Annotated in this window: 11 protein-coding genes and 1 riboswitch; of the genes, 8 read left to right on the top strand and 3 right to left on the bottom strand. The window is 54.7% G+C overall.

The window, feature by feature from the left end; translation table 11 throughout:
- Positions 1-4 precede the first annotated feature (4 nt).
- From kduD to B1748_RS05565, 4 genes are all read left to right on the top strand, one after another.
- Entirely contained in the window at positions 5-760 is a 756-nt protein-coding gene (kduD, locus tag B1748_RS05580; RefSeq protein ID WP_087566852.1) for a 2-dehydro-3-deoxy-D-gluconate 5-dehydrogenase KduD, read from the top strand.
- Positions 761-1,803: 1,043 nt separating this feature from the next.
- A complete protein-coding gene (locus tag B1748_RS05575; RefSeq protein WP_087566851.1) occupies positions 1,804-2,796 on the top strand; it encodes an ABC transporter ATP-binding protein in 993 nt (330 codons plus the stop codon).
- On the top strand, positions 2,793-3,599 hold the full coding sequence (locus tag B1748_RS05570; protein WP_087566850.1) for an ABC transporter permease: 807 nt from the start codon (positions 2,793-2,795) through the stop codon (positions 3,597-3,599). Before B1748_RS05575 ends, B1748_RS05570 begins: the two co-directional genes overlap by 4 nt.
- A gap of 10 nt (positions 3,600-3,609) precedes the next feature.
- On the top strand, positions 3,610-4,392 hold the full coding sequence (locus B1748_RS05565) for an ABC transporter permease (RefSeq protein ID WP_087566849.1): 783 nt from the start codon (positions 3,610-3,612) through the stop codon (positions 4,390-4,392).
- A gap of 117 nt (positions 4,393-4,509) precedes the next feature.
- Here the strand turns inward: B1748_RS05565 and B1748_RS05560 are convergent, their stop codons facing one another.
- The gene (locus B1748_RS05560; protein ID WP_087566848.1) at positions 4,510-4,953 is read right to left on the bottom strand and encodes a hypothetical protein; all 444 of its coding nucleotides are present in this window, start codon (positions 4,951-4,953) and stop codon (positions 4,510-4,512) included.
- 3 nt (positions 4,954-4,956) lie between these two features.
- Positions 4,957-5,133, bottom strand: a riboswitch (cyclic di-AMP (ydaO/yuaA leader).
- Positions 5,134-5,298: 165 nt separating this feature from the next.
- On the opposite strand from B1748_RS05560, the gene B1748_RS05555 reads away from it, so the two are divergent.
- Positions 5,299-6,255 (top strand): aldolase catalytic domain-containing protein, encoded by a 957-nt coding sequence (locus B1748_RS05555; protein WP_087566847.1) that lies wholly within the window; start codon positions 5,299-5,301, stop codon positions 6,253-6,255.
- Between the two features lie 154 nt (positions 6,256-6,409).
- On the opposite strand, the gene B1748_RS05550 is transcribed toward B1748_RS05555, so the two are convergent.
- On the bottom strand, positions 6,410-8,431 hold the full coding sequence (locus B1748_RS05550; RefSeq protein WP_087566846.1) for an eCIS core domain-containing protein: 2,022 nt from the start codon (positions 8,429-8,431) through the stop codon (positions 6,410-6,412).
- Between the two features lie 256 nt (positions 8,432-8,687).
- On the opposite strand from B1748_RS05550, the gene B1748_RS05545 reads away from it, so the two are divergent.
- The 3 genes from B1748_RS05545 (at position 8,688) to B1748_RS05535 (ending at position 12,423) form a co-directional block, all read left to right on the top strand.
- Positions 8,688-10,880, top strand: a complete 2,193-nt coding sequence (locus B1748_RS05545) for an ATP-binding protein (protein WP_179215409.1) — start codon at positions 8,688-8,690, stop codon at positions 10,878-10,880.
- 154 nt (positions 10,881-11,034) lie between these two features.
- Complete coding sequence (locus B1748_RS05540) at positions 11,035-11,613, top strand: Pvc16 family protein (RefSeq protein WP_087566844.1); 579 nt, start codon at positions 11,035-11,037, stop codon at positions 11,611-11,613.
- Between the two features lie 3 nt (positions 11,614-11,616).
- On the top strand, positions 11,617-12,423 hold the full coding sequence (locus B1748_RS05535) for a hypothetical protein (RefSeq protein ID WP_087566843.1): 807 nt from the start codon (positions 11,617-11,619) through the stop codon (positions 12,421-12,423).
- Between the two features lie 491 nt (positions 12,424-12,914).
- Here the strand turns inward: B1748_RS05535 and B1748_RS05530 are convergent, their stop codons facing one another.
- Positions 12,915-13,226, bottom strand: a complete 312-nt coding sequence (locus B1748_RS05530; protein WP_087566842.1) for a hypothetical protein — start codon at positions 13,224-13,226, stop codon at positions 12,915-12,917.
- Between the last annotated feature and the right edge of the window lie 2 nt (positions 13,227-13,228).

Below are 13,228 nucleotides of genomic sequence, written 5' to 3'. Positions count from 1 at the left end.
GCAAATGGCTTTATTTGATCTGACGGGCAAAAAAGCGATCGTGACCGGAGCGGGCCGAGGACTCGGCGAGGCTATCGCATTAGGACTTGCCCATGCGGGCGCCGATGTGGCGCTGGTCACAAACCGTACGCCGGCGGACAAGTCCGCTGCAAAAATCGCGGAGATGGGACGCAAAGCGATTACGATTCAGGCGGATGTGGGCGATCGCACCAAGCTTCCGGGCATAGTTGAGCGTACGGTAGACGAGCTTGGCGGCGTAGACATCCTGGTCAACAACGCGGGCATTATTCGCCGTACCCCTGCCGTAGAGCACAGCTATGAGGACTGGCAGGACGTAATGGACGTCAACCTGAATTCGGTGTTCGTCCTTTGCCAACTCGCGGGCAAACATATGATTGCCCAGGGCTCCGGCAAAATTATCAATATCGCGTCGATGCTCTCGTACCAAGGCGGCATTACGGTGCCGGGCTACGCGTCGAGCAAACATGCGGTTGCCGGCCTCACGAAGGCGCTGGCGAACGAGTGGGCGGCCAAGGGACTTCAAGTGAACGCGATCGCGCCGGGCTACATGAGCACGGACAACACGGAAGCGCTGCGCGAAGATCCTGTTCGCAGCACGCAGATCCTGCAGCGCATCCCGGCCGGCCGTTGGGGCACGTCCGAGGATCTGATCGGCCCGGCCGTCTTCCTCGCTTCTTCTGCATCCGACTACATGAACGGCCATATCCTAGCCGTTGATGGCGGATGGCTGGTTAGATAATAGATTGCAGGTAATATCTCCGAGCGGATAATGACTCCGCTTGGAGATTTTTTTTTGGAATTATACGACATACCAAACTGTGGGTAATGAGCTTCAGCAGTAAGATTAGCGTCCATAGGCGTTAGTCACGCTTATGGCACCAAAAAGTAGGCGAACGAGCAGCTGTAGGCGTTAAAAACGCCGATGGGTCGTAAAGTAACTCTGATTAGCAGCCATAGGCGTTAGTTACGCTTATGGCACCAAAAAGTAGGCGAACGAACAGCTGTAGGCGTTAAAAACGCCGATGGGTCGTAAAGTAACTCTGATTAGCAGCCATAGGCGTTAGTTACGCTTATGGCACCAAAAAGTAGGCGAACGAACAGCTGTAGGCGTTAAAAACGCCGTTGGAGCAGAAAGTAACTTTGATTAGCGTCCATAAGCGTTAGTCTCGCTCATGGCACCAAAAAGTAGGCGAACGAGCAGCTGTAGGCGTTAAAAACGCCGTTGGAGCAGAAAGTAACTCTGATTAGCGTCCATAAGCGTTAGTAACGTTTATGGCTCCAAAAAGTACAAGTTTAGCCACCATCGTGCATGCAAATCCGGTGAAACGCAAACGAAAGGACGAGAAAAGAAAAGGAAGAAAGGGAGCGAGTTTGGCGCCGGATCGAAAATTTGTGCTTGCCAATCACCCGTCAGGGTGAGCTTGTTCTGCAGCGGTAGACTTTAAAGTAGCGGAGTGGAGTTTGCCTTCGGTCTGCAGCGCATGAGCTCAAAACTCGGGATGCAGCCAGGTGGGGAGATCGATCTGGACGCTGCAAGCCGAAAAAATCGGGTTACAGAGAGCTGAGTTGCGGAGTCGCCGTAGCGTGGCCAGTTTAGTTGCAAAAGCCAGAAAATCAACTACTTCGCCGCACGATGCAAATATTGTGCAACGGCACCGGAAATCGGTGGAATGGGATAGCTTTTCTTTATTCACGAATCTTTTTTAAATTACCCCTTTACAAGCTCCGTCGTATGAGATATATTCTTCTTCCGACTCTAACAGGAGGATAACGCTTACAACTATGGAAAAAGGTATTATTCAGTTAACTGGCATCGGCAAAAGCTTCAAGGTAGCAGAGCGCACCGCGGGGCTGCGTCAGGCGGCGAAGGCACTGTTTGTTCGCAAGCATCGTATCGTGGAAGCATTAAAAGACATCTCCTTCACGGTCAACGAAGGAGAGATAGTCGGTTATATCGGGCCAAACGGCGCCGGGAAGTCGACGACGATCAAGGTGATGAGCGGCATTCTTGTGCCGGACGGCGGCACCTGCTCCATCATGGGGTATACGCCGTGGAAGGAAAGAACGGATTATGTACGGCATATCGGCGTCGTATTCGGCCAGCGCTCGCAGCTCTGGTGGGATGTCCCGGTCATCGACTCCTTCGAGCTGCTGCGCGACATCTATCGGATTCCGGATGAGATGTACAGGGAAAACCTGGTCGTATTGACGGAAATGCTTGCGCTCGCAGATCTGCTCGGCGTTCCGGTCAGGCAACTTAGTCTCGGACAGCGGATGCGCTGCGAGATTGCGGCATCGCTGCTCCACAGTCCCAAGATTCTGTTCCTCGACGAACCGACGATCGGGCTGGATGCCGTCAGCAAGCTTGCGGTCAGAAGCTTTATTCGCAGGATCAATCAGGAGCGGGGCGTCACCGTCATCCTGACGACGCATGACATGAGCGATATCGAGGCGCTCGCGGACCGGATTCTCATGATCGGCAAAGGAACGTTGCTTTATGATGGTTCGTTGGAAGAGCTGCGAAGCCGCTTCGGCACAGGACGTACGATTACGGCAGACTACCGCGAATACGTGGGGGAGCCGGTCGATATTCCTGGCGCGACGAGACTGCAATGGTCGACAGAGCGTGCCGTCTACAGCTTCGATACGGAATCCGTCGTACTGGCGGACGTCATTGCGCAGCTGTCGGGATCGGTCGAGCTGTTGGATATCAGCGTCGACTCCAAGGACATTGACGAGATGATCGTGCAGCTGTATGAGGAGCATCAAATATGAGAGCCTACGTTTCGATCTGGCGGCTGCGCTTTATCAACGGCATGCAATACCGCGCGGCGGCGCTGGCCGGCATGGCCACTCAGCTGTTTTTCGGATTTGTCTTCATTATGATCTTCGCGGCCTTCTACAGAAGCGGCGGCGGGGATTCCACTGCTTTTCCCCTTCAGGACTTAATTACTTACGTATGGCTCCAACAAATTTTTCTTTCCTTAATTATGTTGTGGATCAGGGATAACGAAATATTCGCCATGGTTACGAGCGGCAATATCGCATACGAGTTGTGCAGGCCGATGGGGCTGTACCCGTTCTGGTTTTCCAAGCTGCTTGCCCAGCGGGTGGCGGGCGCCGTGCTTCGCTGCTTTCCCATTACGACGGTTGTGTTTCTGCTGCCGGAGCCTTACGGGCTAAGCGCTCCTCCAAGCTGGACGGCGCTGCTGCTGTTTGTCGTGTCGCTGCTGCTTGGCCTGATTCTCGTCGTGGCGATTTCCATGCTGATTTACATCTCGGTATTCTGGACGATGTCGCCGACGGGATCCATGCTTATGATCTCGGTGGCGGGAGAGTTTCTGGCGGGCATGGTCATCCCTGTGCCGCTTATGCCGGAGTGGCTGCAGCGAATAACGTATGCGCTGCCGTTTCGCTGGACGACAGACTTCCCGTTCCGCGTCTATTCGGGACATATCCCGCAGCAAGAAGCGCTAATCGGCATCGGCGTACAGGTTGGTTGGATAGCGGCATTGGCGGCGTTCGGCATGTGGCTGATGCGCAAGGCGCTTCGCAACGTCGTTGTGCAAGGAGGGTGAGGAGAACACGATGTCATTATATTTCCGTTATTTGAATATTCAACTCAAGTCGCAGCTGCAGTACAGAGCCTCGTTCTTGCTGCTAAGCATAGGTCAATTTTTTATCCCGTTTATGGTATTCGGAGGGCTGTACTTCATGTTCGAGAGATTCGGGCAGTTGGAGGGCTGGAGTTTCTTCGAGGTGACGCTTTGCTTCGCGGTCATTCACTTGTCGTTTTCTCTTAGCGAATGCTTCGCCAGAGGATTCGACGCCTTTTCCAGCCTGGTCGCCAGCGGAGACTTCGACCGCTTGCTGGTAAGGCCGCGCGGCACTGTCGTCCAGGTGCTGGGCTCGAAGTTCGAATTCACGCGTATCGGACGTTTGCTGCAGAGCACGATTGTGCTGATCTGGTCCATCGCGAATCTGCCTCAAGTATGGAGTTTTCCCAAAGCGATTACGCTGTTCTTTATGGTATTTAACGGCGTGATGATCTTCACGGGCATCTTTATCCTGGCGGCTACATTCTGCTTCTGGACCATACAAGCGATTGAGATCGCGAACGTGTTCACCGACGGAGGCCGCGAGATGGCTCAATATCCGCTGACGATCTATGAGAAGTGGGTGACTCGCTTCTTTACGTTTATCGTCCCGTTCGGGTGCGTGACGTATTTGCCCCTTATGTATTTGCTGGACAAGGAGGAGGGGAGCTGGGTAACAGGAATGCTGGTGCCTTTCGGAGGTCTGTTATTTCTGCTCCCATGCCTGCTGGTATGGAGGATCGGTGTCAGGCATTACCGCTCAACCGGTTCTTGACGGCAAGAAGTACAGACCAAGAGCCCGAACAACATCCACCGTGGATGGTGCCCGGGCTCTTTTTCATTACGCGGCCCCATGAATTAAGGAGTCCGACATTTCCACTTGCAGTGCTCCCTAATCCAGCGACAGGTAGGCGACGGCGCGTTGTTGCAGCACGGATTCCTCGGCCTGGAAGGCAGTGACAGAACCGATGCCTGGCATCATGCCCATCTCCCGAATCTGCTCCATGCCGGTGATGAACATCTGACACACCCGCTTGTCGGATTCCCCTCTGCTCATAATAATTTCGGTCAAACGTTCGGTTACCGAAGTAAGCGGGAAGCGGCCAATGAACGATTGAAGTAGTTCTCTCCAATGCTCCAGATCGAAGCTGGCGTCGTTCTCGCAGATGAATTGTTCGCTCCAGCCGATGCCAAGATCGCTGGTCAGCCTGAGACATACACGAAATCCGGTCGAGTCGACGGCGAGAGCGGGAATGACGAATAGTTCGATGCGGCTGATGTTGACATGCTGAGGCAGCTCGATGGGGAATGAAGAATTTTCCAGGAATAAAGACATGTTCATCTCTCCTTCTTCCGCTGACGAGGTTAGCTGTCGGATTCGGGTTAGAGAGAAAACCCTACCGGGGGCACAAATCCCCGGATTCACCCCCTGCGTGCGGTCCATGCAGCCATGCGACCGGTTCGCGTTGGTTCCCCCGTTTTCTCCCTGGAAGGAGAAATTAAGCGTTATTGTTTACATAATATTTTAGCGTTAAAATATCCATTTGTAAATGAGGAGTTATTAGGACAAGAGGAGCGAAAAAATCGCAAAAAGCGACATATTTTCTTTGCGTTCCCGCGGCTTATCAAGTATGATGGTAGATAAAAATGAACTCATGTTCAATTCAAAGGAGCAGTACGTATGCAATCGAAAACAAGTCACTGCAAAATCGTCGACTGTACTATTCGCGATGGCGGACTCGTCAACAACTGGGATTTCAGCATCGAGTTTGTCCAGCACCTTTATAATAGCCTTAACGAAGCCGGAGTCGATTATATGGAGATTGGCTACAAAAACTCTCCGAAACTGCTCAAAGGCGCCGAAAACGCCGGTCCATGGCGTTTCCTTAACGACGACTTCCTAAAGAAGGTTATTCCAAACAAAGGCAATACGAAGCTGTCCGCGCTTGTTGACATCGGGCGCGTCGACGAAAACGACATTCTTCCCCGCAGCGAGAGCCTGCTGGACCTGATCCGCGTTGCCTGCTACATTCAAGACGTGGACAAGGCGCTTGAACTGGTAAAAGTGTTCCACGACCGCGGCTACGAGACGACGCTTAACATTATGGCATTGTCCAATGTCATGGAGAACCAATTGATCGAAGCGTTCCAAGCGATTAACGAGAGCGTAGTTGACGTAGTCTACATCGTAGACTCTTACGGCAGCCTGAAGCCTGAAGACTTCACCTACCTGGTGGATAAATTCCAGCAGCATCTCCCGAACAAACGTCTTGGCATTCACGCCCACAACAACTTGCAGCTGGCATTCGCCAATACGCTTCTTGCTGCTGGCAAAGGCGTAGAGCTTTTGGATGCTTCCGTATACGGCATGGGCCGCGCTGCGGGCAACTGCAACACGGAACTGCTCGTCTCCCAGCTTCAAAATACGCGCTACAACGTGCGTCCAGTGCTGGACATGATCGAGAAATACATGATTCCGCTTCGCGAGAAGGAAGAATGGGGTTACATTATTCCTTACATGATCACGGGCATTCTCGACGAGCATCCGCGTTCCGCGATGGCGCTGCGCGCTTCCGAGAACAAGGACAATGGCGTGGATTTCTACGATCAACTGACTACTCCGGAAATATCCAAATAAGAAGAGTCAGGAAAGTCACGCTCTAGTTAATCTTGTAAGATAGCTAAGCTCGCACAATGAAACACATCATAGACGCCGCAACAAAAGCGCCGTTCTGGTAAGCTAATCAGCTTCCGAAATGGCGCTTTTGTTGTTTTTAATATTACAGATGCGGTTATTCGTCTTCCGACGAGGGATCCTGCTGCGCCGTCTTAGACCGCGAATGCGACGCTGGCATGTCGAGGTACGAGCCATAATCCGTGTCGCCTTGGCTCAACCTTTCATTGACGGTACTCCATTCCTCTCTCGCCAGCAGTCTCGACGATTCTTTGCGAAGATGATTCTGGAGCTTGACGAGCCGGTCGACTAGAGCGTTAATCTCCGCAGGAGCAAGAAGATCCTCCATCAGTGCTCGCAGATCGTCCGGCTTGAGAGCCAAGATGCGTTTCGCCAGTTCTCTGTCTACGAACTTGCTAATGCCAGGGTATTCCTGATGATTGGAATCCAGATCAGTCTGCGCGCCGATTGCCGTATCGTTGCCTAGTCCCTTCACTCCAAGCACATTGCCGTCATCATCCCGTTCAATCATGAAGTTTCCGCCTTGGAGGTCAACTTGCATGGCGAGCGTATCGATTAACTGCAAGCGCGACATAGCCCGTTGGAAGACTGGGTCATCCACGTTAAACGATTCTTTGCGGCTCGCTTCGATATCATCGTTTAAAGGCTTCAGTGATTTATATCTTCCGCCGGATCCGCTAATTCCCGAGTTGTGTAATGCCAACTCCGCGCCGGCGATGACGCCTGCGTCTAGCAGCTTGTCCAATCGGGACATAGCTGCCAGGCGAGCGCTCGCCCGATCGATTCTGCTATCTATTGTCGCGTTGCCGTTTTCATCGTCTGCCGAATCCTTTTTATTCTCGGACGCCATCTCGGACATCTCCTCATAGGATCGCAGCGCGAGCTTTGTTTCCTTGAACATCCCTTTTTTATCTGGCCCGATTTCGAAGAGCGCGATCGTATTGCTGCCGCCCGTGCCCGTAACTCCGTTTATATCTTCCGCAAGCCCCGGCAGGCCTTTGCTCGTGAGGAGTGCCCATAACGGGCGATCCTTCGCCGGATCCAGCTTGTATTCGGCCGCGGAGGAGCGAACGGCTCTTTTCTCAAGAGGCAAGGCTTTCTTTAATCTGCGGATATAGTCAGCCCTTGAGTCCTTGTCGTCATTCTTATTGTGACTGATGCAGGCATCGCTTACGTTCTCGACTTCGTTGTAGAGCGACATTATCACATTGAGCTGATCGTCGATTTCCTCAGGCGTATTCCCAACGATCTCTTGGTCTACGTAACGGTCGAAGAGCTCCAGCTTCTGCAGGAGAGCGCGATAATGCGTGTTGTTCTTCGAAAGCGTCTCGCCCATGCCCAACTTCTTGTCCGGCTGAATCGTGGCATGCTCCTTCGGTTCGCCAAGCTGCTTTTTCGCTTCGGAAGGACGGGGCATACGCTGGATGGGCGAATCGGCGTAAGTGGATGAGATTGAGCTCCGTCCGCCTGTATCCTCGGTTTGGCGCTGAACGACATCCTGGAATTCCTCACTCTCGGACTCCGCTTGATTTTGATGCTCCGGTTCTGGGGCATTTGCTGCCATGGCTCCCATTCGATCGGCTTCTTGTTCGAGCGCAGGACTATCGTTAAGCGCGTGTCCGGTAGAGAGCTGGGCGGTAGGTGCGACGCGTCCTTCGCGCTGCTGGATAACGTGGGACAGCTCATGTCCGAGCAACTGCTGACCGTCGCGGCTATCGGGCTTATACTGTCCCGGGGCGAAGTGAATATCCGAACCTTGCGTATAAGCGAGCGCCCCGACTTGACTTGCTTGAGATCCGACATGGATGCGCACATTGGAGAAATCTGCTCCGAACGATTGTTCCATCTTGGCCTGCAAATCCTCGGGCATGCCTTTCCCCCCTCCGGAAGGGGAAGATGATGACGGCGATGCGGCATGCAGCTCCGTAGATTCGTCCTTCAGTCTCTGCAGAACCGCTTGATTGCCCGCAGATGCCTGGAGCCGAGCTAACTGGCCCGTCGGACTTCCATCCTTTCGGCGCTGAATGGCAGCCGAGTCCGGCTGGGACGATCGCGGCTGCCTTGATAGTTTAGGCTCATGTCGCGTTAGAGCGCGTCGTCGTTCAGCAGATTCCTTCATGGATTCACCATCTTCCTGGAGAATAAGCGCAAGATTCGTTTACTACGTTCATTTAAACTCTCGTAAACCGATTATATCCCATTGCCGCGGGAGCTGTCATACCCTTTTGCAAAATATGCCAAGCGCTCTGTCGAATTGGCCCTTGCATTCTATCATTCCACTCCGACGTATTTGGCAATCCTGTGATATAATGCAGAAATATAGGTTATTATCGCACGGGTTGACGGACTGTGCCGAATGCGGGGGAACGCTGGAAATGAATGCTGCGGACGAGACGATTGGCGTCTATGGAGCGGTTGATCATATTAGGGACGAACTAATCTGGCTGGACGCTGGCCTGCGCGCGCTGCTTGATCTCGGAGGCAACGATCCGTTCGTGGATCCGCTTGCAGCCTTTAGAGGACTGGTCGTGAGCAGGGAAGAGCTGCTGGAAGAGGAATCTGCGGAGATGGCCGAGAGCAAAGCTAGGGCTTGGCAGGATTATGCGGCGTTTCGGAGGGAATCGGAGGAACAAACCTCCGAACGGGCACGGGACATACCCGGTCTGCCGCTATACGCTCTGGCATCGTCGCTCCGGCTTACGGTATGGGAATATCGCTGCGTCGTGCTTTGCCTAGCCGTAGAGGTAGATCGCAACTATGAGAAGTGGTATGGCTACCTTAACGACGATGCAACTGCAAAAACGGCAACGGTTGATTTGGCCTTGAGGCTGTTGGGAGATTCGGAGGATGACAGGAAGCTGGGCAGAGTCCTGCTAGGAAGAGACGGCAAGCTCCGCCGCTGGCTGCTTCAACCGCCAGGGGACGAATCCTCCGCTCAGGCGCTCAAGTCGCCGCTTCGGCTGGACGAACGTGTCGTAACCTTCCTGCTGGATACGGAGAAGCTCGACGGAAGGCTGGGCGAATGTGTGGAATCGCTCGATCCGGAGCAATACCCCGAGCTTGCCTGGGAGGGAGCGGGGGAAGTTGAAGACGTGCTTCGACAGGTGATCGACAGCTGGCCGGCGGACAGTCTGCCTGTTGTCATGCTGTGGGGGGCGCGAGGCGGAGGCAAGCGGTCGCTGATGCACCGTCTTGCTGCCCGTCGGAGGCAGCGGCTGCTGGTCGTGTCGCTTGCTTCGCTGCCATCCGAACCCGAGAGACTTCGCACCGTCATGGATCACCTTATCCGCGAAGCGCTTATGACGGACTCCATTATCGCTTTCGAGGAAGAGAACGGCGGATGGAAGGAACGTTTGTCGCAGGGACAGCTGCGAGACTCTCTGCAAGAATACGCAGATCAGGCGGTCCGTCCGCTTGTCGCCTGGATCGCTCGCGATCGAAGCGCCGTCGGCGAATTGCCGTTGCCGGAAGGATCCGCCTTCTGGAGCACGGAGCTGCCGCCGCCCGTTGCCAGGGTTCGCGCGGAGCTGTGGCAAAAGCAAGCGGCTGAGCTTGGAGAAGCTGCCAGCTCACCGGGCGCTCCCGACTATGGGACTTTGGCCGTTGAGCTCGCGGATCGTTTTCATTTCACTCCTGGACAGATCGCGACGGCATGGCGGCAAGCGCTGGTGCTTGCAGCAGGGCGGGGGGACGTGCTGCCGAGCCGGGCCGATCTGGCCGCGGCGGCCAGAGGGCAGTTCCGACATCGGCTCGCGCAGCATGCCGTTGCCATCGAGCCGCGCCGAAGCTGGGAGGATCTCATCATTCCGGATGAATCGCTTGACCTCATTCGGGAGGCGTGCAAGCGTTACATGCTGAGAGAGCAGGTTCTTGGAGGATGGGGACTGGGCGGCAGATTGACTTACGGTACCGGAGTCCATCTCCTGTTCGCGGGGCCGCCGGGCACGGGCAAGACGATGGCTGCTGAAGTTGTGGCGGGAGAGCTCGGCCTGGAGCTGTACAGGGTCGACCTGTCGCGGATCGTAAGCAAGTATATCGGGGAGACGGAGCAGCGGCTGCGAGAGCTGTTCGAGGAAGCTCGGCAGAGCGGCGCCATCCTGTTCTTCGACGAAGGCGATGCGCTGTTCGGCAAACGGACAGAGGTGAAGGATGCACACGATCGTTACGCCAATATGGAGGCGGCTTATTTGCTTCAATTAATCGAGGCCTACGACGGGGTAACGATTCTGGCCACCAATCTTATGCAAAATTTGGACGAGGCGCTGCTGCGGCGCATGAGCGTCATCGTTAAGTTCCCATTCCCCAGCGCTGAAGATCGCGCGAGAATATTCGCGTCTCTCCTTCCCGTCGGCGTTCCCCGGGACGAGGATTTGGACCTGCCGTTCCTGGCTCAACGCGTAGAGGTATCGGGCGGCCATATCAAAAATATTGTGCTCGCCGCCGCATTCCTTGCCGCATCCGGACATCAGCCTATCGGAATGACGCATATGGTACGTTCGGCACGCGCCGAGCTTCAGAAACTTGGCAAAATTCCGATGCGGGGAGCTTTCGCGCCTTACAGCGAATGATAGTGAAACGAAGGTGCAGGACGGAAAAAGAGTAGAGTAGTCCGGTCGTAGTATTCGTAGTGTATGGTTGTATTCGCAAGGCCAATCATCATTATTTTTCCGGCCCGTACTTCGGCATGAAACCGATTGCCGGGCAGGTGGAGGAGAGAAGACAATGGGAAGCTACACGGTAATTGCCGACGCCGGCGCCAGCCTGCTCAAGCTGCTGCGCGAGGAAATGACGCCGGATCCGGTATCCCGTCCGGAGCTGATCGGGATGGCGAGTCCGGCGGACAAGGGAGACTTGAACATATCGGTATACATATGCGCGGTGAGGGAGAACAACGAATCGCGCCGAACGGAAATGCTGATCGAAGGCGATATGCTCCGTTATCCGCCGCGTTCCATTGATCTGGAATGTCTAATAACCGCACATTCCAGTGCGGATATATTGACTCGCACGCTTGACGAGCACCGACTGCTGGGCAAGGTTGCGCAGATTCTTCATGACAATAGCGTATTGCGGGGGCCCATGCTGGAGGGAACGCTGGCCGATTCCGATGCCGGGCTCAAAATATCGCCATTGCCTTACGGAACGGAGGATCTGACGCGTCTGTGGCAATTCGGGGATGCGCCTTACAAGCTTTCGCTGGCGTATCGGATCGGTCCCGTGCATCTGGATTCCAATCGCGTCAAGCCGGCCGCCCGCGTTGTGGAGAGACGCATCACGCTGCGCGAGAAGGAGCGGGGATAAGTCATGCACTCCTCTCAATCCACTACCGTATCCCGTTGCTCGCTTGTCATTCGGACGACTGATGTATGGACCGGCCGACCGGCCGCTGCTTCTGCGGTCAGGGTGAGACTCGAGGATGTCCGGGCGACTCCGCTTCGCACGTCGGAAGGCAGCTGGGCGTTTCTGGACATCCACGGTAATTTTTGCACAATAATCGTGGAGTCCGACATGTATCTGCCATGTACCAGACAAGTCGATCTGTCGACGTTGAAGCAAGGTCATCCCGTCGTCGAGCTCTTTTTAATGCCAAGCAGAAGATACACTCCTCCGGCATCCGCCTCCGGTATTATTCGCAGATTGACGGACGGTGCAGGGAAACCGTTGTCGGACGTGGAGGTTTTCGCTTATGTGGAGGACGACAGCATGGCTAGAGGACGAATTCTGGACGAGGAGGTTGCCACGGGCAGCACGAAGCTTCGTTGCTTGCCCGGCGCGACGAAGCTTAAAAACGGCGACGCGCTGGCCGTGCGCGGCAAAGACGGCAAGGGGGCCGAATGGTTCCGCGTGCTGCCGACCGAGGACGGGGAGGAGCTGCGGCTTGAGCTGGACAGGCCAACAGCAGGGCGGTGGAAGCGTCATACGCTGCTGCTTCCGGCAGCCGCTGCGGTGAGTGATCGGGACGGCTGGGTATTGCTGCCGTTCCGCGGACGCGTATCGCCAGTCGGTGGCGTCGCCGTCCGGCTAATGCACGAAGATCGTACGCTGGAGGAACGCTGGCCGCTGGAGCAAGGGAAGACAGACGTACTGCCTGACTTCGTCTGGGTGAAGTGAGTGGCTGGCGGCTGCCGAAGCGAAGCTCGCACTATCATAAAGGTACCAATGGTGCTTTTGAGTCGCGGCAGGTGTGGATGTGTATGGAAAAACATACACAATACATCGCTGAAGCGCCTGAAGAGGCAATGTGTATGAAATTTCGAGTAGAATGGTGCCGTAGAGGCGCAACTGGTGCGAATGTGTATGAAATTTCGAGTACAATGGTGCCGTAAAGGCGTAACTGATGCGAATGTGTATGAAATTTCGAGTACAATGGTGCCGCGGAGGCGCAACTGGTGCGAATGTGTATGAAATTTCGAGTACAATGGTGCCGTAGAGGCCCAACTGGTGCGAATGTGTATGAAATTTCGAATATGATCAAGCGCCAGGGTGACTGTAAATCCTATCTGAGCAACAAAAAGACCCGCGTCGTTCGCAAACGATAACGGGCCTTTTTCGTATTGGCGATAAAACTTGCTTTTATGCTACCGCACCGAACCGTCAACGCGTTACAGCCTGCTAAGCTCGCCCTCGCCGCGGATTGCGAGTCCGCGATGAGCGGCGTTGGGATGCGCGTAGGCAGCGCCCTGCAGCCGCTCGCCGTTATCGGCGACGGCGACGAATGTGACCCGAATGTTCTCGTTTTGCGAAAGCCAGTCCAGCACTTCCGCATCGTCCAATTCTGCCACGTCGACGTACCAAAGCTTATCCCCGTATTGAGTGACCAGCATCAGCTTGGCATCTTTGAAGCGGAGCTCGCGGTTCTCCCACTCGTTATTGCCGATTGTGATGCTGATTAAGTTAAATTCTTCTACTTCCATAG

The sequence above is a fragment of the Paenibacillus sp. MY03 genome, assembly GCF_002165585.1.
Taxonomy (GTDB): domain Bacteria; phylum Bacillota; class Bacilli; order Paenibacillales; family Paenibacillaceae; genus Pristimantibacillus; species Pristimantibacillus agaridevorans.
This window is presented reverse-complemented; position numbering and strand designations above follow the sequence as displayed.